Here is a 22,184-nt window from a genome sequence, read left to right as displayed (position 1 = left end):
CATCACCAGTCCGTTTTTTTATTCATACTTCGCTACGGCAGCTTGCGCATATGTACAAATTGGCTATCTTGAACTGTCACCTCAAAGCCATATCTTTCATATAACCTGCCAACGCGGTTACCCTGTAAATAGCACAGATTAATGGGTAGGTTATGTTGAGATGCTAACGTGATCACTTCCTTCAGCACCGTGCTACCGATGCCTTGACCTTGACACTGTGGAAGTAAAAAGAATCGACCAAAATACAAATGGTCATTGTGGACTTGAACCAGATAACTGCCTACTCGCTTTCCATCGATTTCGATAATAACAGGCTTATCTTCTTGCCATTCTTGCTGATGAATCGATTGTTGGATTTCTTCATCCCAGCCAAATATTGCTTTTATCGGTTCGTACTCTGCGGCTTTCTTAAGCTCGAACAAAAAATCAAAATCTCCCTGCTCTGCTTCTCGCGTGCTATACACTTAACGCTCCAAATAATGAGTAAAAATAAATCACGGGGCGATTGTAACTACTTTGACGCATATGCACGATACCCACCAATAGATAGAGCCAGCAATTGCTTTCAAACCCACTCATAATGGTGGATTTTATGTCACTTTCTAATCAAAATATTCTTTGATTTAGGAACAAAAATACGACAATTTTCTCCGCGTTTTTTCTTATCTAACATGGTAAAAATAAAGTCTGAACTTGTTACCAATGCGAGAGAAATTAATGATAAAAGCAGTATTGTTTGACATGGATGGACTCATCTTCGATACAGAGTCTATCTATAAAAAAAGTTGGCAGTTCGCAGCAAAAGAACAAGGTTTAGAACTAACGGATGAGTTTTACCAACAGTTCTTCGGCGTTCAAGATCCAGAATGTGAAGCTATGCTAGAAAAGCATTTTGGTGACCGCATTGATATGACCCTATACAAGCGTACACGCGATACAGATTTTCAAAGACTCCGTGAGCAAGGTATCGCAATGAAACCGGGCTTTGACGCTCTGTTTCAAGCCATTAGACAAAGAGATCTTAAGCTAGCAATAGTCACCTCATCTTACCTTTCTGACGTACAACATAACTTCCGTAATACCGAGTACTTAGAAAAATACGATCTGATCGTTACAGCTGAAGATGTCGATAAAGGTAAGCCAAGCCCTGACTGTTATATGATGGCTTATAACAAACTTGGTATTGAACCACACGAATGCTTGGTGCTGGAAGATTCGAATAACGGAGTCCGCTCAGGACTGGCAGCCCAATGCCAAGTGATTATGGTCCCTGACTTGCTGCCCGCTGACGAAGATAACAAACACGTTATACAAGTCGCCACACTTGAAGATGTGATCCCTTATTTAGACTCATTGTAGCCCTAACAAAAAGGCCAAGTAGGGAATACCTCTTGGCCTTTATTCTTTTCAAGACGAGCATTAACTACTTATTGGGTAAGTGACTAAGAAACTCTTGGAAACTCGCTTCACGAACATGACTGAGCACTTTTGTCAGTGCATCGATTAAATCCCCGTCAGCCCAATCGACTCGAATATCTATTGGTGCATGAGTGAGGCTTTCAATTCTCAAAGACGCGGAAAATGTACCTCGCTTATCTCCACCAGCTCGCAACGCTGCGGCCAACGCTGCTATCAAGGTTTCTGGTAGCTGGGACTCATAGTCTTGACGATATTCCGGCTCCGCTCCTGTTTTCACAGATGCGAAGTTAAGCACTGTCTGCTCAAGGAAAGAATTACAAAACGCGTCCAACACAGATTGGCTTTCCAGCATATTCCCTGCAACAGCAACGGTTGGTAGAGCAATAGACCCTACTACCGCAATGTTATCCTCTCCATGAATAAAGGCACTGCTACCTAGTCTGTCCATTACCATACACTGACGCTTTGAGAATTCAGGATCCCCCATCTTCAGATGTTCAATCGTCTCACGAGCACTCATGCCTTGTGACAAACATTTACGCGCTTGCTCTGCATACCAAGGGTTCGTGTATAAACCTTGTGTCGCACAGCCACCTAAATTGCGCCAACTGTGATTTACATACCCCCCAACAGCCACACCACCTGTGGCTGTAATAGATGCGGAAAGGCCTGTTTTAGGATTTACATGAATAAGTGAAATCGTCATACATTCTCGTATACAAAGACTTAGTAACCGACCATTTGGCCAATAAATAGAGCAACCCAACATAGAGCGTAAACGAACACCATGAAAGGCAAAATCGCTTTTAGCCATTGTTCATAAGAGACACGACCAAGAGCCAGCATCGCCAATGTGCCACCAGACGTAGGAACAATTAGGTTTGTTAGACCATCACCAACTTGGAAAGCCGTGATCATCAGCTGACGACTCATGCCGACCAAATCCGCAACTGGAACAAGAATTGGCATTGTCACCATTGCTTGACCAGAGCCCGATGGAACAAATAGGTTAATCACACCTTGAACAACACTGGCCACAATCGCTGAAACCGCGATAGGCATATCTTGGATTAATGAGCTTAATGCATTGACGATAGTGTCGATGATTTGCGCTTGATCTAATACCACTTGAATCGATGCAGCAACACCAATAACCAACGCGCCAGCTGTAACGCCTGAAGCACCTTCCATCATTTGCTTCACAATATCATTAGCGCCTAAACCGTTAACGGCGCCAATAACAATTGCCATCAATAAAAACAGACCCGCAATTTCGTTGATGTACCAACCATTTGCAAACACACCGTAAAGCATCACTCCTAGACCAACTAGAAAAACACCCAGCGTTAACTTGTCTGTTTTCTCCAAACGGTAGTCGGATAGATCTTTACTCAACCCTTCGGCAGACTCAGGCTCTTTGAAGTCCATTTTCACTACGCGTGAACAGATGTAGTACGAAAGCAATGCCAGAGAAGCAACAACCATGACAACACGTAGCCATGCACCAGAGAAGGTTGGCAATTCAGCAATCCCTTGAGCGACGCCAACGGTGTATGGGTTGATTGGCGACAGCGCAAAGCCAATACCAATGCCACCGACGGCCATGACTGTACCGACGAGGCTTGAGTAGCCTACCGCGGCAGAAATAAGCACAGCGACAGGAACAAGAGCGATATTGTTTTCAAAGCCGACCGCGACACCAAAAAAGCCATAGATAAACGTACCGATAGTAATAATCAGGTTACGGTTCTTAACACCGGCTTTATTCACTGCTACGCCAGTTGCATTTTCTAACGCGCCAGTACGCTGCAGAATATGAAATAAGCCACCAGCGATAAAAACAATAAATAAATAGGGAGCTGCGCTAATCAACCCTTTCGGTATTGCTACAAAAATATCGAAAAAGTGAACCGAGGGTACATCATTTAAATACGTGAATGAATCCGCCACGACTGACGTTCTACCATCATTCACCACTCGTTCAAATTCACCAGCTGGTACAATAAAGGTAAGCACATATGTTGCCACCAGTATCATAAAGATCAGTACCATTGGGTCTGGCATATTCTTATACCATGGCCTCTTTTGAGCTGTTTCCATATTCTTTGTCATATCCATAACAAATCTCTCCTTAGTATAGGGACGAACACTCGGGTAAATGAGCATTCTTGTCCACAAGCAAAACGAAATGAATCGGTACAGTAGGAGTAACTCCCTACTTTAAATTGTTTATTGTTGTTTCATTAGCAGACAGAAGTGGTTCAAAACCTCGACTGCTGCAATAAGATCTTTCTGTAGTATCGCTTCTTCTGGGTGATGACTTACCCCGTCGGTACAACGAAGGAATAACATCGCAATGTCCGTCAGTTTGCTGACCGCTAGCCCATCATGACCGGCACCACTGTATAGATGCATCGGCTCTATTCCTGCTAACTCAACCGCTTCGCTCAACGTTTGCGACAATGCATCCGCACACTTAACCGCAGATTGCTCATAGGTTTGTTCATGGCGATAAGTTAGGTTGTATTGAGTCATTAGGCTTTCGATATTCGCTAACATTTCCTCTCTTGCTTTAATGCGAGAAGTGTCATTTGGCGAGCGTAATTCAATGGTGATATCTGTTTGCTGAGGGATTACGTTGACACCATTCGGGAAGTTGGCAATTTTTCCGACTACCCCTACAAGGTCTTCTTCACGCTTACATAGTTGGTCGAACATATGAATCACTTGTGAAGCACCGACCAAAGAATCTTTTCGCAAATGCATTGGAACTGTACCTGCGTGGCTCGCTTTACCAATAATCGACAGTGTATGACGTTCAATACCCGTCATTGCCGTTACCACGCCAACAGGCAAGTTTGCTTGTTCAAGCTGAGGGCCTTGCTCAATGTGCAGTTCAACAAAACCTAGTACATCATCTTTGTTGTAAGCATCTTGACTGATCAAATCGGGATTACAACCAAATGCCGCCAACGCCTCTTTCATCGTGACACCATCAGCATCTTGCGCATCAAGCATGGCTGGATCAAAAGTTCCTGAAATCGCTTTCGAACCTAACAGAGTGGATTGGAAGCGTGTACCTTCTTCATCACTGAAGGCAATAACCTCGATATGGAATGGAAATTCAATTTGGTTCTGGTGGAAATAGTTCACCATCGCAATAGGTAGGATTACACCAAGAATACCGTCATATTTTCCGCCATTGGGAACCGTATCTTGATGCGAGCCAAAAATCAGCGTTTTGGCATTAACGTTCGAGCTAGCGTAACGACCGATCAGGTTCGCAGCATTGTCCATATGGACGTTCATTCCTGAATCTGTCATCCATTCACGGAGTTTTCGGTTAGCACCAGCGTGCTGTAATGTCGCACAAAGGCGCGTCACACCTTCGACGTCCGGTTGCTTAGTCTCACTACATTGAGCTATCGACTCAAGCCATTCCCACGCTAGACTCGCCGTTTCTACAAATTTGTCCATTTTTCGCTCTACCTTTGCCCGTATTTAATTTAATTTATCATGATAAATATCAAATTAAACTTATTTATCATGATAAATTGACATTTTTGTGAGTGTTATTCGATCGATAATCGGATAGTTTCATAACGATTGTACTGAGCGAAAAAGGTCATTTAGAGCAGAAAACAGATGACATTCGACGAAATTACGTCAAAATTCAACGAGTAGGAAAATGGTGAGGCAAAAAGTACGTGGCGAGCAGCGCAAAAGGACGAAGAACACAACAATTGGCAGAATCCATTAAGAATTGGATTGTGGATCAAGCATTGCAGCCTGGAGATCGTCTGCCCAACGAATCAGAGGTTATGGAGACCTTCGATGCTTCAAAAAGCACCGTACGCGAAAGTATGCGTATTCTTGAAGCTCAAGGTATATTAACTACAAAGACAGGCCCAAAAGGAGGCGTCTTTGTCAGTGAGATGAGTGAAAGTAAAGCACAATCACTCCTCAGTAATTATTTGTTTTTTAAAGATACTTCTATTTCTGACTTGTACCAGATGCGCTTATCCCTTGAGCCTGAAATCGCAGCCTCATTGGCGGGAACGTTGAGCGAAGCTCAGTTGCAAGCTCTTCACCAACAAATAGACAAGTATCAACACCCACCAGAGGATATCTATCAAGAACGGGAGCACCATATCGCTTCTCTTGAATTTCATAGCCTACTTGCGGGTTACTCTCAAAATGAGTTACTGAAGTTTGTTGTCCGATTTACAGCCCAAATGCTGACTGAGTTGACCATTTATCGCAAACTATACGAACCAGGAAACCACAAGCTTTGGCACACTGGTGTTCAAAGCCAGCGTACCTTGGTCGACGCGTTACGCTCGGGAGATGCGGTAAAAGCAAAACATGTTATGCAGAAACACATGCTGACTGCTCATCAACTGATGATCCAGCAAGAAGCAGAAGTCGCTCACCGCTTTATCTCAGAAAGCTAGTCAGCAGAGAGAAGCTACCCTACTAAACGTTCAGCTTCTCTCATCAAAAGAAGTCAATAGCTTAATCCAAAGGCAATTGGAAAGTGCTTTTGATCTCTTTGACGGAAACATTTGATTGGATTGAGCTCACCCCTTTAACGCGTCTCATCGAGCTGATGCGTTCAAAGTATTCATCTAGGTCTTTGGCTACGACTTGAACCAAATAATCAGCCCCACCGGCTATACAATGACACATCACAATCCAATCAGACTCTCGCACGAAGTCTTCAAAAGGCTCAGTATTTTCAACTTCATGGCTACCTAACGTCACCTGCGTGAAACCAGACACTTGAAAACCAAGCTTTTTGCGGTTCAATTTAGCCGAATAACCTTCAATGTACCCTTCTTCTTCCATTTTTTTCCAACGGCGCCAGCAAGGAGTCTCACTTAAGTTCACCTTCTCAGCTAGCTTACTGTTGCTTATTCGGCCATCCGTCTGAATGTGACGCAATATGGTTAAATCTGTGTCATCCAGCACATTGTTAGTGGATTCTTTCTGTTTCATAACCCAATTAGAAATAGTCTGCCCAACTTAACGTTCACTTTAACCTATTTAGCAATTTTATTCCTACTCACTTCGTTAGACTGTTTACAAACTAAAACAACGACAGACTAGGAAGTGTTATGAGTGTCGAATTAATGACAGCATTTATGCTGTTTGCTGTGTCTATTTCTCTGGTTCCAGGAGCAGGCAATATTGCTTTGTTGGGGTTATCCAGCCGCTATGGTTTCTTTGCGACTTTGCCTTTCGTTTTAGGCAGCGCGGTCGGAGTCATTATTTTGCTCGTTGGTGCGAGCGTTGGACTAGTAGGACTGTTCAGTGTGTATCCCGAACTTTATACATTGCTAAAATGGCTTGGTGCTAGTTACTTGCTCTACATGGCATGGGGGATTGCCAACTCACGACTAGAAGCGGACAGTGACGCCCAGAGGTCTGGCTTTGCTTCGGGTGTGTTTGTTCAGATCCTCAATCCGAAAAGTTGGGTGGCCTCTTTAACTGTGTTTTCACAGTTTATCTCCCCAGACAGCAGCTACTGGTTCCAAGCATTGATCATTATTACTGGCATGGTCGTTACTGGGGTCATTGGTATGCTGATATGGGCTTACTTTGGCACGATGCTAAGCCAAATTATTCAATCGCCTAAGAAACTTACCGTTATTAACCGCTGTTTTGGCGGAAGCTTGGCATTCGTAGCACTAGTTGTGCTTATTCAGCCAAATGTAATCTGAGATAAGAAATAAAAAGATGAGGAAAACAAATTAAAAACCTCATCTTTCTATTATTATTCACACTCAATGAAAATTAATATAGATATTATACTAAATAACTTTACGAATATAAAATAAACCTAGTAAACTTGCACATAAAAATAAAGCAAACACTCTACAAAAACGAATCAAAACCCTTGTAAAAACCACTCAAAAAACACCCCAAACCCCAATAAAACCAAGCCATGCCTCATAACAAACTAGCAAACAAGATTCCCCCTACAAATACATAAGATATTACTTCATTTGCTCATAAATAGTTAAATATATAATTAGGAAAATCCAACCTATAAACCAATTAACACTAATTGGTTAGTCTTCAGTTTAAATAAAAACTTGGTTCCAAACATTATTTAATAACTCCAACATTCGTTTACTCTATGTACTAGGAGAAATACGATGAGAGCAATTCCTTTTTTAAAGAATTCTATTGCTATCAGCACATTAAGTTTCTTATTAGCCGGTTGTAACCTTGACAGCAACGGTAATTCCGTTTCCGATAGTGAGAACAACTTTACAAGCAGCAATATGCTGATCAGTTCAAAATCAGATAACCAATTTCTGCCCTCGACTACTGGTCAACTTGTCACCTATACCTTAAGAGAACTTGACGGTACCCCTATCAGTCACCAAAAGGTCAATTTAGCTATTACTGGACACGCCACCTTTGGAGAGACTCAAGCAGTCATCCAAAGTTCAGGCAATCACAGTCAAAAGCCGACTCTTACTGTACAAACTGATGAAAACGGAGAGTTTTCAGCACATATCTACGCGACGGCCACCGGAGAATTTACCCTAACGGCTTATATAGATAATGAACTGATACTCTCTGATAGCTATCTAGTGAGTAACCTAAATCAAGACGGTTCACCGGCTATTGCTGTCACCCGCCTAAGCGTAGTCGGTAATATTAATCCAGTAATTGCAGATTTTGCTTCACCAACTAAAGTGACCGAAATCGCGGCTTACGATGCGTTTGATAACCTATTTTCTAATGCCAACTTAGATCACTTCGTCGTATCAGCCGATAATACTCAGAGTGGATACAGTGACATAAAGGCCACTATATCAACGAACTCAGGAAATTCAGGTAACGTATTGGTTAGCGCCTACGTTGACACGAACGCGTCTGCGACACCAAGCAATAACACTTTAGCAGTGACCTATGACCCCACCCCTGACGCCTTCGGCCAACCTAATGGCAGCGGCGATGAGGTCGAGATTCAAGTTGCACTAACATTTGAAACCCTTCCTGCAGAAGCGAACGATATTAGTGACTTTATTAGCAACAACTTGGATACCATCGGTGGCACTAACGGTTCGGTCGAATTAATGAAAGATGAGTCCGGTGTTGTCATAGGAGTGACCGTTCACGATCCTGATACTCAACAAGTTTCTGAAGTAAAAAATGTACAAGTCACTGATGAAGAAAAATCGAAAGCAGTAAACGCATTGCCAGACGCTGTGACGGTAGACCCTGATGCTGACTCAACGACGTTAACTCAGTTTGAGTCAGTAACTAAAGATGAAAACGGAAATATCGTCTCTAATTCAGTCACGACCACCATTGAATTTGATGATGGGGCAAGCGGAACACAAACGGCTACAGTAGTTGAGACGGTGAAAGAGTCAGCCAGCCTAGAACTGAATGCTAAAAGTGATGATGCTGACCTAACATTACTTGATAACTTAACAGGTCGCGTTGAAGAAACCCAAGTCACTTTACCCGATGGTACGGTAACGAAAGAGACCACTGTGACCAGTGTACAACCAGATGGCAGCGAGATTACGGCTCAGCATAGCGCGTCGACAAATGGGAGTGAATCATCTATAGCTGGCACACTCACTGGCGAGGTTGAATCAGTAACCGTTACTCAAAAAGACGCATCTGGAGAAGTACTTCAAGAGCAGACTTTATCGACAGGTAAAGACGTACAGGGCAACGATGTCATAGCAACCTCTGACTATCAGTCAAATGGTGTATTACAGGTAGATGGAGAAGTCGTTGCCGGAGCAGTAGACCAAAGTTCAGTACAAAAAACTGATGACCAAGGTACGCAAACATCAGAGCAGGTAGCAGCCGTCACACCAAATGGTCGTGGTGATCTGATCATTGCTCCACCGTCCACAACCATCGTACCCGATGGTATCGATAAAGGAGATGTCGCTCCGCAGAACGTACCTGTGAATGGTAATGCTACAGATGCAACGGTCAATGCACTAGCTACCGTTTTTGAACGAAACTATGGTATTGATTTCGACGGTTGGGACATCAATAAACGAGTTGTCACTTACATCATGCGTGACGTTATGGACTATGATGCCATGCTTACCATGCTGAAAAACAAGCAAGACGACTCTCTTAAACAGTTTATGCAGAACTATCCGATGAGCAGCACCAATGGCTTTATCACCGTATTGTCGGTGGCTGGCCAACATAAAACATTGGTCATGGTCGGTAATAAAGATGACGAGACTAAAAAAGAGTTGGTGTTTGATAGCCGACCTAAACAATGGCAATTCATGGCAAACATGGCATCAGAAGAGAATGGCTTCCAGTTTCCACGAAACATGTTGCTTAGTTTAGATGATGGTCGTACCTACATAATCAAAAATGGCGACTTCGTAGACCCAACAAGTAACATCAATGATGCTGGACTAGGAAATAATGCCTATGGCACTGATGATGACGGTAATGTATACCTAAAAAATTCCGTAAGTATGGGGTATGCAGCACGACAACATCGCTTTAACCTCGACTATGCAAACGCTGTTTTATTATTGCAGCCGACAGGGAGTGCAAAGAAAATATTATGCGTGCCAATTGATAACGACATATCAAACCAATGTAGCCGATTGAATGCCTTAAATGACGGTAGCGTTACATGGTTAGATCTATTTAACCAACCTGAATCACTCGAAGGGAAAAATTTAGGAGTAACCGTCGAAGGTGAATATGGTAACAAGATTTTCGCTCTCAATAACGAAGGGACCTTCTATCTTCAAGGTTATCATACTGACTTCTTCCCTGGCATCCAAGCAAGCAAAGATAGCTTCGATTATGGTTCAATTAACGGTGGCGTTTCTTGGATACGTACTGGTGATAAAATCTATGTTACAGGCAAAGTCTATGGGTTTGATAAAACTCGAAATGCGATAAATATTGACCAATATAAAGTATCGGGCAAAACCTATGACTACCTGCTCTCTGGAGCTAAGTTCACACAGATTCTTACTGAGGAATCAGGTTCGACTTTGCACTTAGTCGCTAACGATGGTAACAACATTTACCTTAAAGGACAGAGCCTAAACTACGTATACCATACCAATGGCTATCCATCCCGCGGGACAACTTATCCAACGGTTACAGTCACATCCGAAGATAGCATGGACCAACCAACAGCCTATCTGACTGCATCTCCTATGGATGAATTCCGAAATTTAGCCGATAAAAACTTTGCCTACATCCTTCCAGATGAAGATGGGAATGTATTGGATGAAAATGAAACAAACACAGTAAACCAGCCGTATAAACCGGCGATCAACCTTGATGGTTTCTCTACACCTTACAAAAACTTGTGTGTTCTGGATAAGGATAACGCGGGTGTGACAGACTTTTCACTGTGTAGCGACCGCTATGTATTAGGCGTAGAAGCGCCGACGGTCTTACCAACTGTAGTTCAGCGCTTTGTTGACCAAAACCAATCCGCGGGTTGGAAAGAGAACACACTTTGGGGAGAATGTAAGTCATCGTCTTCAGACGTCGATACGTCTGGCCCTGATACCAAAGCACACATACCTTGTGATTATGACAACAATGGCACTGCAGACGATGGTTTCCGTGTATTACCATACAGCACAACAGGTGATACAAGTACAATCAATGGCCAAAGCCGATTAGCTGAAGAAAACTTCTCGAAGCAAGTGACATCGACGGATGATCTATTTGGTTATTACCTACCAGTAGTGAAAGTGTATGGGAAAGGAGACAGCACGTTTAAAGTAAAAGGAATCAGTAATGATTTCGCACAAGGCATCACTCCACTTGTCTACGTGTTAGCCGACGGGGGAATACTCGTCGGAGTTGATTACTTGAGTATCAACAGTACACATTATAGCGATAATGACGGTATTAACCCTGATGTGGTCCAAGGCGACAAAGGCAATGAGTATGCTACTCCTACAGACGTCTTTGCTGAGCTTCTAGAGCCAACAGATGATTTAAACAGCATTGCTGTCAACATCGATAACAATCCACCAAATAGTTGGCGAGTAAAAGCATACTACACAATTACAATACGCAAAGACGATAAAGAGTATGTCATTACTCGCTCAAACACTCAGGCCTTTACTCATGAGAACGGCAATGACATAGCGACGGCTATCACCGTCAACGCAAGAACTGACGGCTACGATAGTAATGCACCTAGCACTAACACCGAAAAGCCTAAAGCGCAGATAATCGCTGAAAAGCTATTGGATCATTGGAATGCAACTTACCAAACCAACCGCCAGTACCGCGACATTGTCGAAAGCGGAAGTATGCAGTGGAGCTACCGCTTTAAAGATGGATCTCTTGCCTTGTTTGACACACTTGTAGATCTTGACCCTGAAGGAGACAGTGCGCAGCCTCTAACAAACTTTGAGGATTTTGTGGGCAAGAAGTTCTTAGCCTCACTTCGACTAGATGATAACTTTACTGGCCTAAGTACATTGTCAGTCCTCAAATTCGAGAACGGTTTGTATTGGCCATATGCGAAGGAAGATACTGAATGGCTTAGAATGCATGTGACTTACTTCCTCAATCAGTCACCAATCAAACTTCCTGACCCGGCGACTGGTAAAGACGGAATTTGGATACGAGAGCCAGATCAATCAGTGTATGACGAACTAAACAACCACAATAATGACTACTGGAAAGCTAATATTTATGGCCTTCATCTAAACCCTGATTATGTTTTTGGCAGTTTGAAAAAAGACGTAGATTCACTTGACTACTACCTGTCATTCTATGCAGATAAAAATAACGCTGGTTTTTACGATTTTAATGTATTTTCTACTATCAATCGTAACTGGGTAGGTTCACCGGTTTGGCAAGCTCAAAACTACTGGAACCGCCTACCAACAAGCGACGCAGTGCTATTTTTTGATGAAGATGGAAACAATCGTTTCTATGACTCTCAAGGAGATTTCGTAGTAGACAATGTAATTTCAGTCACACCGCATTTAGGTTATTGGGTTACCGCGTTGGCTTTCTATCATTACGATAGTGGAAACAACCAATTTACGACTCAAATGGTGACTACTCAAGAAAGTGATTACACCAGCGATTGTTTGAACTATATCCTTGGAAAATCAGAAGCAACCTGTAGTGAGGTCATTACAGCTCCATAGCATTGTAAAGCCAAGCTGTAACTGATGATCATAAGCTTAAGTCCTTCGGTAACTACCGAAGGACTTTTTTGTAAGAAGCCACTTTGAAAAATTAATTGTAGATTGACGAAAATAGCCATACTAAAAAGCCCTACGTGCAACAGCAGATAGGGCTTATCATGTATCTGGACTTTTAACTGCTAGTACAGCTCTGAGAACTCTTCAATACGAGCTTTTCCGCGCAGTAGTAAGAAGTTTAGGAAACGTGATGTAGAGGTTGTGATGATTTTCTCTTCATCTACACCATGTTTTTCTAACAATGCTTTTGCTAGGTCTAATTTAGCAATTTCTTCGCAAAAATGAGCATCAGAGCCAGTCGAAAAATAAACTCCAACCTGTTTACCAATTTCCACGATTTCCGAGCATCTCACGTCGCTACCTTTGCGGCTTTTTCCTGTCAAAGATGTGTTGTTTACTTCAATAGCAACATTGTGCTCTTTTGCGCATTCCAACACTGCTCGAATATCGAAAGGAAAGTTAGGGTTACCTAAGTGACCTAGTACATCCGCTTTACCATTCTTTATTACGTTGATTAGAGCTTGAGTATGGACCTCTTCAGTCGAAGGCGGAAACACTGGCTCATGGAAACTGGCAATAAGCCAATCAAGATGCTGGTAAGATGATGGCGGTAAGTCTAACTCTCCCTCCACATTTAAGGTGTTCGCTTCACAACCTCTAAGGATTCCGACATCGTGGAGAAAGCGGGGTAAGATTCTTTGATTATTGAAAAACCAGTAATGGGGGGCGCCTGGCATTTCAGGAGCATGATCCGTTGTACAAAGAAGCTTTAACCCCTTATCTTTGGAGGCCTGCGCATTTTCTATAATAGTGCTGTAAGCGTGCCCACTGGCAATCGTGTGAGTATGGCTATCGACAACGATTTCCATCGTGCCTCCTAAATTCAGTTAGTTGATTTCAAACGAACCATCTTGATTCATGTAAAGCGTTAAATCAGCAGCGATTGAGTGATTTAGAACTTTATCGACGTTCTTCGAGTCTGATTTCTCGTAGAATGCTTTTGCTTCTTCTGCTGACGTACCACCACGGATCTTACGGTTAACTAATCGCTGTTCAAGATATTTTGGATCAGTATTGATGAAAATCGTAAAGTCCGCGAGCTCATGCAGCCCATTCCAAACAGGCTCATCAAGCAGTAGCCAATTTCCTTCAATCACTACAATCTCTTTTTCAACAGCGATAGCATCATCGACAGGATCATGTAAGTTACGATCATAATATGGCCACTTTGGGTCCGTCACTTTCAATTGCTTTAACTTATCGATCAGAGAGGTCAGGTTGAACGTTTCGTGCGCCCCTTTAATTGAACGCAGCTTTACTCTTTCGCCATCACGCTCGATTTCATTACTATCTAGAATCTCATTTGGGTAATGAAAGCCGTCGAAAGGCAACACTTGCAGTGGTTGTACATTCTGTTCGGTATGCGATAAGTGTTCCCAAAACGCAGCCAATGTTGATTTACCACTGCCAGGAGGAGCAGCAAGAAAGATCACGGTACGTTGCTGTTTTTCGTTAAATAGTCGAGAGAACTTTTCAACAAGCGGTTTATGGATCTGTTCGATATCTTTATCGGGGAACGTCGCTTCTGTTTCGAAGCCACTGACATTTAATGACACTTTCATGCTAATAGCCTTTAACTGGTTATTTCACTTTCAACCGTTTCAAGTAGCCCTTCACAAGACAACTTCAGGACCGTTTTGATCAAAGAGTTATAACGTACTTGAGAAAACGCATCGAAAGAGGAGAATTTGAGTTGGTTGATGGAGTCCAAATAGAAACTGCCGTCAGACTTTTTTAATGTCGATTGATTGCTAATGAAGTCGTAGACCATGTCATCACTGAACGCGATATCTTCGCTGTGTTGACAAACATAGCCATACATTTGGTCGAACAAGTTAAGATCAGCATAGGTTTCAAGAGATATTTTACCCATTGCGAACATCAACTTAGACACAACATCAATCCCCACCAGCGGACCATCCTCCTTTAGAAGAGGCGTCACTGCATATTCAATTACCAAAGGGTCTTGAACAAACACTCGTGGCAACAACGTTTTTAAATGGGCTGAAATTAGTTGATGGGACGCCCTCATAAAAGTGGTTGCGGTTTCGCAATCCTCTAGTGCATCCAATAACTCTTCTTGTACTGAAATAAGTGATTCCCTCATAGATTGTGGTAGCCCTTCGACTACCACAATAACAACCGTTCATTAAGCCGTTAGGCTAACACCGTAAAACTCAAGTAATGCTTTCTCTGCAACTTCATTCCACACGTAGTTATTCTCACGAAGAATTCGGTCTAACTCCCCAAAGAATGGGTTCTGGTCAGCCAGCTTATGGAACTCATCAATTGCCGTCAGTGGCAGATCGATATGTGGATAGATAAGCTTCTTACCACCTGGAATATCCAATTGATTCAATATGGTATGAGGCGCGGCTTCTAATCCACCAACGTGCGTTAGCATGAATGAAGGGTTAATCTTACCAGCTTCAGAAAGCTCTAGCGATTCGACCATGTCACCTGTTGAGCCACCAGACGTGCCAACAATGTGAGTTGCTTCATAGTGTACGTTGTAGAAGTTAAACGGTACTTTAAACTGCTTATCTGTTGGGCCAGCAAAGAAGTTCAGACAGCCATCATTCCCGAGCAAGTCATCCGCTTGTTCTAGAACTTGTGCAACCGCTGCATAAACCATGACATCGTCATAGCCCTGCCCACCATTAAGCTCTTTCAAATACTCTACAGGGTTATCTACTGTTGCCGTGTTTACGTAATGAAGTTCAATGCCATTTTCAGCGGCTTTCGATACTGGAATTAAGCTTTCTGCTCGCTCCAATCGCGCTTTATCAATGTCAGTGACGACAATGCGACTAGGTTTCACTGGACCATTAATTGCGTAGTCGATTGCACCAATACCCATAGGGCCTGCACATGCTAATAGTGCTAAAGAACCACCCTCTTTGATACCCATCTCATGTTCGTAAACATATGGCGTAGTATGGTAACTCGCATGGAATGCACCGATGATGCATGACATTGGCTCAGCAAGTGAAGCGTTCGCATAGTAAGAACTCTTGTATGGAAGAACGCAGTCTAGATCAATCGCCACTTTAGGAATAATTGAATAAGTGGCATTACCACCAAATGTTTCGTAGCTGTAACCCGCAGAGTACCCTGTAGGCAGTCCCATTGCAGGTTGAAGGACAAAAGGTTCACCCGGTGAAAACTTATCGCGTAGATTTGCGCCTACCTCAACAATCACACCCGCGTATTCATGACCAGTCATCACTGGCACTTCATCAATGTTTTCAGGAACACGTTTGTGTTTACTACCAAGCAAGGCTGCTTTATAAGTAGATAGGCAAATGCTGTTTGATACGTTTTTAACTAATAGCTCATCATCTGAAATCTGAGGAAGTTCAAACGTTCTCAATTGAACATCTTTCTCGCCACAAATAACCGCTGCAGTTGTTTGAACCATGATTTTCTCTCCAAAGATGGGGCCATTAACTGACCCCAGAATTTTAAATTTATGCTTGCTGACCGATGGTATCCATTAGGTTGTCTAATGCAGGGTCATGTAAGAAGTTCTTGATTGTAATGACTGGCAAACCTGTTGCTTTCACCGCTCGACTTTCTAAGCTTTCGTGGGTAACGACCACATCAGCATCACTCGGTACCTTCTCGATAGCAAAGTTCTTCACTTCGACGTTGTAGCCCGCTTTTTCGAGTTTACGTTTGAAGGTTGATGCCCCCATCGCACTTGAGCCCATGCCTGCATCACAAGCGAATGCTACAAACTTAATCTCTTTTGATGTTGCTTGAGTCGCTGCCTGCGCTGGCGCTTTTGCTACCGCGCCCTCAGCTTTCATATCTTTCATATCAGTGATTGATTGCTCGAACTCATCTTCTGACTCTTCTTTCTTACTCACTTTCAAGATTGCGCTAGCGACTAGGAATGAAACGATAGTGGCCGTTGTTACACCTGCGATAGTCGCTAAGAAACTGCCTTTAGGCGTTAGAGCCAGGTAAGAGAAGATTGAGCCAGGACTTGGACCTGCTACCAAACCGCCATCTAACAGATTGAAGGTGGCAATACCCGTTGCAGCACCAGCGATCATTGCGACAATCATGATTGGCTTCATTAGTACGTATGGGAAGTACAGCTCATGGATACCACCAAAGAAGTGGATAATGATGGCACTTGGCGCTGATTTCTTACTTAGACCTTGACCAAATTTCGCATAAGCCAACAGCATACCTAAACCAGGACCTGGGTTAGACGCCACCATAAAGAAGATTGATTTACCCGTTTCAGCCGCTGCCTGCAGGCCAAGTGGGTAGTAAATACCTTGGTCGATTGCGTTGTTCAGGAATAAAACTTTTGCTGGCTCGTTGATAATAGCCAATAGAGGAAGAAATCCTGTTGCAACTAGCGCTTCGATACCTGATTTAACAAAAAGATTAGCGGCAGTTACCGCAGGGCCAACAATCGCGTAAGCAAATAGACACATGATCATGCCGAAAATGCCTAGCGAGAAGTTGTTCACCACCATCTCAAAACCTGATGGAATTTTGTCTTGTAGACGTTTGTCGATTTGCACAATCACCCAACCACTCAGTGGACCCATGATCATTGCACCCACAAACATTGGGATTTCAGCGCCAGCGATTACACCCATAGTACCGATAGCACCTGCTACTGCACCACGTTTGTCACCAACAATTTGACCACCTGTATAACCAATTAATAGTGGTAATAAATAGGTAATCATAGGACCAACAAGCTCACCAAAATACGCGTTTGGCATCCAGCCTGTTGGAATAAATAAAGCGGTAATAAAGCCCCAAGCGATAAAGGCGCCGATATTTGGCAATACCATTGCAGTCAAATGACCGCCAAAGGCTTGCACTTTTGCTCTTACATTTGTACTCACGTTATGTTCCTTCTAACAAAGGTTATTATTTTGTAGCTCATAAATTGTAGAATTGAGACTTAGTAATTCTTAATAATCTCTAAGACTTCTTGCTTTGATGCGGACGCTGATAATTTTGCTATGTTTTCTTCATCAACCAGCATTTCGCTAAGCGCTTGAATCACTTCGATATGTGTATCTGAGTCTTTTGCGGCTAGTGTCAGTAATACATTTGCTGGTCCCATATCTGAACCAAAGTCGACGGGTGATTTGAAGACATGGATGCCAAGGCCAGTTTTTAGTACACCAGCTTCCGGTCGTGCATGTGGCATTGCAATCCCTGGACAAAGCACGTAATAAGGTCCATTATCGTGAGTTGATTGGATGATTGCGTCTGCGTAATCTGCGGTTACGTAACCTTTATCCTGAAGGTAGCGCGTTGTCTCTTTAACAGCATCTTCCCATTGATAGTCAGAGTGGTTAATGACATCAATTAGGTCGTGGTCAATAAGGTCGTAAAGCATAATAAACCCCAGTGGTTCGTGTTCGTTGTTGTTGGGTTTATTATTAATGGAAAGGGACGGGCTGAGAAGTAAGGTTAATTTGTGAACCAGCTCAACAAAAATAACGAGTCAATCACTATTAACAGATCAACCAATCATTTTCTCAATGAAATTTAATTACAGATTTTATCTGTATTACTTTTCAATAGCCAAAACAAATCAAAAGTCACATTATTGATTTATTTTTAAATATAGAAAAATTAGACATAGATCCAATTAACCATCTTGACTAAGAATTATCTGTGATTATCGTCTCACATAATTTTTCAAATTCGGCTAAGTTAGCACGGATTGATTGTGATAAATCTCTCAATTGAATTCCAAAATAACTAATTTCGTACTTAAAGTACCAAATTTCAGATTTGTTCATGCTGACACCTTCTTCCACCCTCCATAAATAGAAAAACTCCCCCTTTGAGGTAGATATTCAAGAGAATTCATTGAGTAGCGGAGCGCGCTTATCCACTTTGATCGCACCAATAGAAAAGCCCTACTAATTGATAGTAGGGCTTTGGTGTAATTAAAAGTAAGGTGTTACGCCCAGAACGTTAGTGCAATGAAGGTCAGCACACCGATACAAGCTAGGTTTAAGATGATCCCAACACGCATCATTTCGCTTTGTTTGATATGACCTGAGCCGAAGACAATTGCGTTTGGTGGCGTCGCAACTGGCAACATAAACGCACATGAAGCAGCAACCGCAATCAACACAGAAAGAATGACCGGCGACATGCCAAATGCCTCAGCCACAGTTGCGAAGACAGGAATAAGTAGTGCTGCACTTGCTGTATTACTCGCAAACTCCGTCAAGAAGACAACAAAGATCGCGATGACAGCAATGATGAAGAAAATGCCTAGATGAGCAATCATTTCACTCAAACCATTCGCGAGGAATACGCTCGTACCCGTTGCTTTTAAAACATTACTCAAACAGATACCACCACCGAATAGCAATAACACGCCCCAATCAGCAGTCTTCTCAATATCTTTCCAGTGCACTACTCTCGCAAAGTTCACTGCAACAATGGCACCTAGCGCAACTACGGTATCAAATTTAGCGTATCCGCCTAACATTGCGTTGATTGGTTTACTAAAGATCCAAAGACATACTGTTGCTGCAAAAATACTTAATGTAACAACCTTACCTTTGTCCCATTCAATCGGATTATGGTTAAGTTCGAAGTCTCCACTTAGATCAGGTTTTAATACTGCGAACAAAACCGCAATCGCTACAGGCAATAGGATTATCGCAGTCGGTAAACCAAAGCTCATCCACTCTGTAAAAGTCAAACCAACTTCAGCAGCAGCAATAGCGTTTGGCGGGCTGCCAACAATCGTCGCGATTCCACCAATACTTGCACTGTAAGCAATGCCCAGTAAGACAAACACATAAGTCTTATGGCCACTTTCCGAATTCACTTTACTAAGTACGCCTAAAACAAGCGGTAACATCATCGCAGCTGTTGCTGTGTTACTGATCCACATTGATAGGGCTGCGGTGACACCAAACAGCATGAATACCGCAACGCTCATTTTACCTTTCGCTATGATCAGTACTTTATCGGCAATCACTTTGTCTAATCCCTGGCGATGCATAGCCGCAGCCAGCGCAAAGCCACCTAAGAATAGGAATATTATCGAGTTAGCAAAGTTATTGAGGGCCGTTTGGGTATCAAACACACCAAATAACACCGCCATGATCGGCACTAAAATAGCAGTAACTGTGACGTGAAGCGCTTCTGTTAACCATAAGATGGCAACAAATGTGAGCATACTGATCCCTAATACAACTTGAGGATCAAACGGAAGAGTAAAATACAGGGCTGCAAACAGGGCTACATCAGCTAAGACTATTAGACTGTTGCGATTGAAGAACCATTCTCGGGTATTGCTGGGTAAAGGGACACTATCATTTCTATTCATTATTATATTTCCTTATGAGGGCCTGATGGCATATCAAATGATCCCACACAAACCGTTTTAGAAATATTTTCCATTGCGAAATTGTTAACCACATCAATTTTAAGGTTAACAATGTTAAATACATGATAAATTTAACTATTTTACATACATTTAATAGCTCAGTATCTCGCAGTCTATTCTACAATAGTTATCAGTTACTCCATGAAGATAAATATAACTTGGCACCATCGGCTAGCAATGTGTCATCTTTTGCCAGTGATTGGCGCGATTAGATTGCCTATTATTTCCCCATCAGCACAATAGATAAATTGAGGAAGTAACTATGGCGAACACAGCACTCATTACAGGCGCATCTGGTGGTATTGGATTGGAACTAGCCAAAATACATGCAAGTAAAGGCGGCGACCTAGTTTTAGTCGCACGATCTGAAGATAAATTGAATGCACTTAAATCAGAGCTAGAAGCTCAGTTTAAGAGTCGTGTCTTCGTAATTGCTGAAGATCTATCTGATCCACTATCAGCCGACCGTGTCGCCCAAAAAGTATCTGAATTAGGCCTTAAAATTGACACGCTGATCAACAACGCTGGATTCGGTGGCCATGGTAAGTTTCATGAAAGAGATTTGCACGATGACCAAGCAATGATGCAACTCAATATGGTGACACTGACCAATCTCACTCACCATTTCCTAAAAGGAATGGTAGAACGTCGCAACGGAAAAATACTAAACGTCTCGTCTACTGCTTCGTTTATACCAGGCCCTTTACAGGCAGTTTATTACGCAACCAAAGCGTATGTTACCTCTCTGACTCAGGCAATCGCAGAAGAGGTTGCCGAGTATAATGTCACTGTCACTGCACTTTGTCCTGGTCCTGTTGCGACTGGCTTTGTTGAGTCGGGTGATCTAGACGGTGTTGATGCTTGGAAAAACGCTAACTCTCCTCGCTCTGTTGCTGAGTGTGGTTACAAAGCTATGGAGAATGGTGATCTCGTCGCATTTAATGAGGCAGGCCTGAAATTTCAACTCAATTGGGTAATACCTTTCTTACCACGTAAGATGGTGTTAAAAATGTCACGTAAGTTTATGGAAAAGAGCTGATTATCATGAAGCGAGCGAATCGATTTGCGGTCTCTCCGGTTTGGAAAGTGCTGCTCACGGATATGAATATAAATTTTAGAGATGTGCTCGCTTACGCACAGCTTCCTAGTGATTTATTTAATCGTAGTAACGCTTCGCTCGCACCTCATGAGTACTTTCAGCTTTGTGAAGGATTAGAAAAAGCATCAGGCGGCAAAGAAGTCCCTTTACTCATGGCTCAGCATTTATCGGTTGAAGCATTTGATGCGCCCTTGTTTGCAGCGATATGCAGTCCAAACCTAGACACGGCCCTCAAACGTATCAGTCAGTATAAGCCGCTGATTGGGCCAATGATGTCACAAGTGGATAAGCAGTCACATTTCACTCAGATCACCGTTCGCTGTTACGGGCACCGAGGTGAGCTGCCTAAAACGATTGGGCTAATTGAGACCGTATTTTTTACTCAGCTTGCTCGGTTAGCCACAAGACACCACATTGAGCCGTTATCGATCACGCTACAAACTCTACCGACAGAAATCGCTCAATATGAAGACTATTTTGGTTGTACATTGAAACAAGGTAATGAAGTCTCTATTCGCTTCTCTGCAGAAGATGCAGAGCGCCCTTTTCTCACTTCAAACGTCGCTATGTGGGAGTTTTTTGAAAACAAGTTAAATCAAAAGCTCGAAGACTTAGATAATGATGCCTCTACCGCCCTACGTGTACGTGCTGTTCTTTTGGAAGCACTCCCTAGCGGGCATAGCTCAATTGAAGATGTGGCGGATAAGCTCGCGATGAGTAAACGCACGCTTCAGCGAAAACTCAGCTCAGAAAATGAGAGTTATCAAGATTTGCTGCAAACTGTGCGCGCGGAACTTGCCGATCACTATTTAAAAAATCGCAAATGTCTTTAGCTGAAATATCCTTTCTGCTTGGCTTTCAAGAATCTAACTCCTTCATTCGCGCTTACAGTAACTGGAAAGGTATATCCCCGGGCCACTTCCGAGAACAGTGCCATTAAATTAAGATCAAAAAATGGGGCTAATTGAGCCCCATTTTTCTTAAGAAATGA

General features: G+C 42.7%; 17 protein-coding genes and 1 pseudogene. 6 read left to right on the top strand and 12 right to left on the bottom strand.

What is annotated here, in order from left to right; translation table 11 throughout:
- Nucleotides 1–32: 32 nt before the first annotated feature.
- Entirely contained in the window at nt 33–464 is a 432-nt protein-coding gene (locus tag AAFX28_RS05205) for a GNAT family N-acetyltransferase (RefSeq protein ID WP_408686281.1), read from the bottom strand.
- A gap of 253 nt (nt 465–717) precedes the next feature.
- Here AAFX28_RS05205 and AAFX28_RS05200 point away from each other — a divergent pair, with 253 nt between their 5' ends.
- Nucleotides 718–1,359 carry an HAD family hydrolase gene (locus AAFX28_RS05200; RefSeq protein ID WP_408686279.1) on the top strand — a complete coding sequence of 214 codons (642 nt, stop codon included), beginning with the start codon at nt 718–720 and terminating at the stop codon, nt 1,357–1,359.
- Nucleotides 1,360–1,423: 64 nt separating this feature from the next.
- Here the strand turns inward: AAFX28_RS05200 and AAFX28_RS05195 are convergent, their stop codons facing one another.
- The 3 genes from AAFX28_RS05195 to AAFX28_RS05185 form a co-directional block, all read right to left on the bottom strand.
- Nucleotides 1,424–2,125: a DUF1028 domain-containing protein gene (locus tag AAFX28_RS05195; RefSeq protein WP_408686278.1), complete on the bottom strand. Its 702-nt coding sequence runs from the start codon at nt 2,123–2,125 to the stop codon at nt 1,424–1,426.
- Between the two features lie 20 nt (nt 2,126–2,145).
- Nucleotides 2,146–3,537: a YfcC family protein gene (locus AAFX28_RS05190; protein ID WP_408686276.1), complete on the bottom strand. Its 1,392-nt coding sequence runs from the start codon at nt 3,535–3,537 to the stop codon at nt 2,146–2,148.
- 111 nt (nt 3,538–3,648) lie between these two features.
- Nucleotides 3,649–4,896 (bottom strand): M20 family metallo-hydrolase, encoded by a 1,248-nt coding sequence (locus AAFX28_RS05185; RefSeq protein WP_408686274.1) that lies wholly within the window; start codon nt 4,894–4,896, stop codon nt 3,649–3,651.
- Between the two features lie 230 nt (nt 4,897–5,126).
- Between AAFX28_RS05185 and AAFX28_RS05180 the strand changes: the two genes are divergently transcribed.
- Nucleotides 5,127–5,873 (top strand): FadR/GntR family transcriptional regulator, encoded by a 747-nt coding sequence (locus AAFX28_RS05180; RefSeq protein ID WP_408686272.1) that lies wholly within the window; start codon nt 5,127–5,129, stop codon nt 5,871–5,873.
- Nucleotides 5,874–5,934: 61 nt separating this feature from the next.
- Here AAFX28_RS05180 and AAFX28_RS05175 read toward each other — a convergent pair whose 3' ends face one another.
- A complete protein-coding gene (locus tag AAFX28_RS05175) occupies nt 5,935–6,417 on the bottom strand; it encodes an Lrp/AsnC family transcriptional regulator (RefSeq protein ID WP_408686270.1) in 483 nt (160 codons plus the stop codon).
- A gap of 119 nt (nt 6,418–6,536) precedes the next feature.
- On the opposite strand from AAFX28_RS05175, the gene AAFX28_RS05170 reads away from it, so the two are divergent.
- A complete protein-coding gene (locus tag AAFX28_RS05170; protein ID WP_408686269.1) occupies nt 6,537–7,142 on the top strand; it encodes a LysE family translocator in 606 nt (201 codons plus the stop codon).
- Nucleotides 7,143–7,580: 438 nt separating this feature from the next.
- Entirely contained in the window at nt 7,581–12,575 is a 4,995-nt protein-coding gene (locus AAFX28_RS05165) for a hypothetical protein (protein WP_408686267.1), read from the top strand.
- A 179-nt stretch (nt 12,576–12,754) separates the two neighbouring features.
- On the opposite strand, the gene AAFX28_RS05160 is transcribed toward AAFX28_RS05165, so the two are convergent.
- The 7 genes from AAFX28_RS05160 to AAFX28_RS05130 form a co-directional block, all read right to left on the bottom strand.
- Nucleotides 12,755–13,501, bottom strand: a complete 747-nt coding sequence (locus AAFX28_RS05160) for a phosphatase (protein WP_408686266.1) — start codon at nt 13,499–13,501, stop codon at nt 12,755–12,757.
- Between the two features lie 18 nt (nt 13,502–13,519).
- Nucleotides 13,520–14,254, bottom strand: a complete 735-nt coding sequence (locus AAFX28_RS05155) for a nucleoside/nucleotide kinase family protein (protein WP_408686264.1) — start codon at nt 14,252–14,254, stop codon at nt 13,520–13,522.
- Nucleotides 14,255–14,265: 11 nt separating this feature from the next.
- Nucleotides 14,266–14,784 (bottom strand): MltR family transcriptional regulator, encoded by a 519-nt coding sequence (locus AAFX28_RS05150; RefSeq protein WP_408686819.1) that lies wholly within the window; start codon nt 14,782–14,784, stop codon nt 14,266–14,268.
- A 57-nt stretch (nt 14,785–14,841) separates the two neighbouring features.
- Nucleotides 14,842–16,113 carry a zinc-binding dehydrogenase gene (locus AAFX28_RS05145; protein WP_408686262.1) on the bottom strand — a complete coding sequence of 424 codons (1,272 nt, stop codon included), beginning with the start codon at nt 16,111–16,113 and terminating at the stop codon, nt 14,842–14,844.
- Nucleotides 16,114–16,162: 49 nt separating this feature from the next.
- Nucleotides 16,163–17,569 carry a PTS mannitol transporter subunit IICB gene (locus AAFX28_RS05140; protein WP_408686260.1) on the bottom strand — a complete coding sequence of 469 codons (1,407 nt, stop codon included), beginning with the start codon at nt 17,567–17,569 and terminating at the stop codon, nt 16,163–16,165.
- 59 nt (nt 17,570–17,628) lie between these two features.
- On the bottom strand, nt 17,629–18,072 hold the full coding sequence (locus AAFX28_RS05135) for a PTS sugar transporter subunit IIA (RefSeq protein WP_408686258.1): 444 nt from the start codon (nt 18,070–18,072) through the stop codon (nt 17,629–17,631).
- Between the two features lie 573 nt (nt 18,073–18,645).
- Nucleotides 18,646–20,034 carry an SLC13 family permease gene (locus tag AAFX28_RS05130; protein WP_408686256.1) on the bottom strand — a complete coding sequence of 463 codons (1,389 nt, stop codon included), beginning with the start codon at nt 20,032–20,034 and terminating at the stop codon, nt 18,646–18,648.
- Nucleotides 20,035–20,356: 322 nt separating this feature from the next.
- Between AAFX28_RS05130 and AAFX28_RS05125 the strand changes: the two genes are divergently transcribed.
- Together AAFX28_RS05125 and AAFX28_RS05120 are read left to right on the top strand one after the other, a co-directional pair.
- On the top strand, nt 20,357–21,133 hold the full coding sequence (locus AAFX28_RS05125) for an SDR family NAD(P)-dependent oxidoreductase (protein WP_408686254.1): 777 nt from the start codon (nt 20,357–20,359) through the stop codon (nt 21,131–21,133).
- Nucleotides 21,134–21,138: 5 nt separating this feature from the next.
- Nucleotides 21,139–22,133, top strand: a pseudogene (locus AAFX28_RS05120) (AraC family transcriptional regulator ligand-binding domain-containing protein).
- The last annotated feature ends 51 nt before the right edge of the window (nt 22,134–22,184 follow it).

The organism is Vibrio sp. TBV020 (genome assembly GCF_046056895.1).
In the GTDB taxonomy this organism is placed as follows: domain Bacteria; phylum Pseudomonadota; class Gammaproteobacteria; order Enterobacterales; family Vibrionaceae; genus Vibrio.
This window is presented reverse-complemented; position numbering and strand designations above follow the sequence as displayed.

Coding starts and splice junctions, on each gene's coding strand:
- AAFX28_RS05200 (WP_408686279.1), top strand. CDS start 718: ATGATAAAAGCAGTATTGTTTGACATGGATGGACTCATCTTCGATACA.
- AAFX28_RS05195 (WP_408686278.1), bottom strand. CDS start 2,125: ATGACGATTTCACTTATTCATGTAAATCCTAAAACAGGCCTTTCCGCA.
- AAFX28_RS05190 (WP_408686276.1), bottom strand. CDS start 3,537: ATGGATATGACAAAGAATATGGAAACAGCTCAAAAGAGGCCATGGTAT.
- AAFX28_RS05185 (WP_408686274.1), bottom strand. CDS start 4,896: ATGGACAAATTTGTAGAAACGGCGAGTCTAGCGTGGGAATGGCTTGAG.
- AAFX28_RS05175 (WP_408686270.1), bottom strand. CDS start 6,417: ATGAAACAGAAAGAATCCACTAACAATGTGCTGGATGACACAGATTTA.
- AAFX28_RS05170 (WP_408686269.1), top strand. CDS start 6,537: ATGAGTGTCGAATTAATGACAGCATTTATGCTGTTTGCTGTGTCTATT.
- AAFX28_RS05165 (WP_408686267.1), top strand. CDS start 7,581: ATGAGAGCAATTCCTTTTTTAAAGAATTCTATTGCTATCAGCACATTA.
- AAFX28_RS05160 (WP_408686266.1), bottom strand. CDS start 13,501: ATGGAAATCGTTGTCGATAGCCATACTCACACGATTGCCAGTGGGCAC.
- AAFX28_RS05155 (WP_408686264.1), bottom strand. CDS start 14,254: ATGAAAGTGTCATTAAATGTCAGTGGCTTCGAAACAGAAGCGACGTTC.
- AAFX28_RS05145 (WP_408686262.1), bottom strand. CDS start 16,113: ATGGTTCAAACAACTGCAGCGGTTATTTGTGGCGAGAAAGATGTTCAA.
- AAFX28_RS05135 (WP_408686258.1), bottom strand. CDS start 18,072: ATGCTTTACGACCTTATTGACCACGACCTAATTGATGTCATTAACCAC.
- AAFX28_RS05130 (WP_408686256.1), bottom strand. CDS start 20,034: ATGAATAGAAATGATAGTGTCCCTTTACCCAGCAATACCCGAGAATGG.
- AAFX28_RS05125 (WP_408686254.1), top strand. CDS start 20,357: ATGGCGAACACAGCACTCATTACAGGCGCATCTGGTGGTATTGGATTG.